At 38.2% G+C, this 1,854-nt stretch carries 4 protein-coding genes; all 4 read right to left on the bottom strand.

The features are described 5' to 3' along the window. Positions 1–465 precede the first annotated feature (465 nt). The 4 genes from ACFIL8_RS09725 to ACFIL8_RS09740 are packed head-to-tail and all read right to left on the bottom strand — an operon-like array spanning position 466 to position 1,702. On the bottom strand, positions 466–678 hold the full coding sequence (locus tag ACFIL8_RS09725; protein WP_375610233.1) for a hypothetical protein: 213 nt from the start codon (positions 676–678) through the stop codon (positions 466–468). Then, positions 671–883 carry a hypothetical protein gene (locus ACFIL8_RS09730; protein ID WP_375627760.1) on the bottom strand — a complete coding sequence of 71 codons (213 nt, stop codon included), beginning with the start codon at positions 881–883 and terminating at the stop codon, positions 671–673. The genes ACFIL8_RS09725 and ACFIL8_RS09730 overlap by 8 nt, the downstream gene beginning before the upstream one ends. Then, entirely contained in the window at positions 807–1,043 is a 237-nt protein-coding gene (locus ACFIL8_RS09735; RefSeq protein ID WP_273790902.1) for a hypothetical protein, read from the bottom strand. The genes ACFIL8_RS09730 and ACFIL8_RS09735 overlap by 77 nt, the downstream gene beginning before the upstream one ends. Continuing rightward, complete coding sequence (locus tag ACFIL8_RS09740) at positions 1,040–1,702, bottom strand: lysozyme (protein WP_375611604.1); 663 nt, start codon at positions 1,700–1,702, stop codon at positions 1,040–1,042. Before ACFIL8_RS09740 ends, ACFIL8_RS09735 begins: the two co-directional genes overlap by 4 nt. Between the last annotated feature and the right edge of the window lie 152 nt (positions 1,703–1,854).

The following is a 1,854-nucleotide window of genomic DNA, read 5'->3' on the forward strand; positions in this document are numbered from 1 at the left end:
ATTGGGAGGGTGGAAATTGGGAGGCAGGGCATTGAGAGGCAGGGCATTGGGAAGGTGAGAGGAGCCGGCTTGCTTTTTTATTCAACGTAAAGATGAGAGGCTTTATGTAAGGCTACCATTACATTGCTTGTTTATGCACTTCTTTAAAAGAAATGTCTTTTAATACAAATTCTTGGCAATGCTATTTATGAAGAGTATAAAATCATTTGGATATCAATAGTTTATTAAAAAAATGTATGTTGGTATGATCCTTTTCTTATGTTACCAAAGTTGCTGACTTACGCGTTGGTTAAAAATCTCTCTTCATACCCCTAAATTCATTTCATGAAAGTGTTTGTGAAGAGTGTATAAAAATTTCTCGTGAGACATGAAAAATCATCAATAAAATCTCCATGTTTTCAAAAAATAACGAATGGCTTTTTATCTTTTTAAAAGATTTAACACGTCTCACGTTTTTTATTTATTTTAGAGCTGAATATTCGATTTTTGTGTAAAAATACTTCCCAGCACATCTACGATCCGTGAAAAATCAAGTGCTAATAAAAAAATGATGAATATAATCCATTTCGTATAGCGTGACATCATTTTTACACTTTTATACGTTGTGATGATTTCTTGTAGGACTTCTTTTTCCTTTTCTGTAAGCTCTGTTTGTTTTTCCGTTTTTTTTCTAGCCATGTTTCCACCCACACATGTGTTCCCCTTGTTTGTTATGCTTTAAAATATCTCTTGCGAGATTTGAACTGATGATATTGAGATCTTTGTTGTCTAAATAAATGGGCATCCAACCAACGCAAGAAAAAGGCTCATTGATTGTTTTTATCGCGCAACCAGTGAGTAAGAGCAGCGCGTACATCAGCATCACTTTTTTGATTAATTTCATTTTCCACCTCTAGCCGTGTTGTTGATGACTTTAGCGTTTTTTCTATTTGCTTTTGTTGTTCAACCTTCTTTCCAAGAGTGAAAGCTTTTGCTAAAGCGATAAAAAAAGCGGTCAGAGCCGCTCCTGTTATCATCAGATTTTTTTTCAACCACCACATCATAAGCGCTGCTCCCGAAACCGTTTTGCCACAAAGAAAATGCCAACGCAGGCGGCTAAAACCATAATGGTTGCTAATGCCCATTGGATGGGACCATTGCCTGCCAATAAGCCCCCAAGTCCAGAAAAAGAACCAATAATCGGTGTAAGCGCTTCTGCTTTGAAAAATCCCATTGGAGCTTGCGTTTCTACAGTTTGGTAGTTGGGAGAAACATAAGCCCCTTTTGCCCATAATCCCGATTCTGCTGCACGACGGTGCACTAAACCGTGAAGACGTTTTCCTCCTGCTTTAGTCCACTTTTGTAACTCAGCAGGGACGGCTTCATATTCGCCATTATTGAGTTTTTTGAGCAGGGTCGAATTACAAAAAGCCGATGTTCCTATATTATAGCAAAACGATACGAGCGCGGCGAATTGTTCATCCGTTAAAGAAACCGTCACATGTTTTTCAACGGTATTTTCAAATTGTCTTAAATCTTGAGAAAGAACTTCTTCTGCTTGTTTTTCAGTAATGATCATGCCCTTGTGAACGAACGGTTTACCAGCCGCGCTGGTATGACCATAGCCAATTGTCCACACCCCGATGGCATCTTTATAGGCTTGTAAACGCAATCCTTCCCATTGTTTAATGAGCGCAAGCCCTGCTGATGATATTTTTCTCATTTGCTTCTCCATAAAATAAAGCCTCACGTTAACGTGAGGCTGGTTGACAGATTAAAAATGAATTTTTCACGCTTCAAAAACAGAAGAGATGTGAAACTTTTATGAAATCAAAAGGTTGGTTATGACATCTTAGGGAATGGGGGAATGGTTGG

The sequence above is a fragment of the Bartonella sp. AP57NXGY genome, assembly GCF_042195805.1.
In the GTDB taxonomy this organism is placed as follows: domain Bacteria; phylum Pseudomonadota; class Alphaproteobacteria; order Rhizobiales; family Rhizobiaceae; genus Bartonella.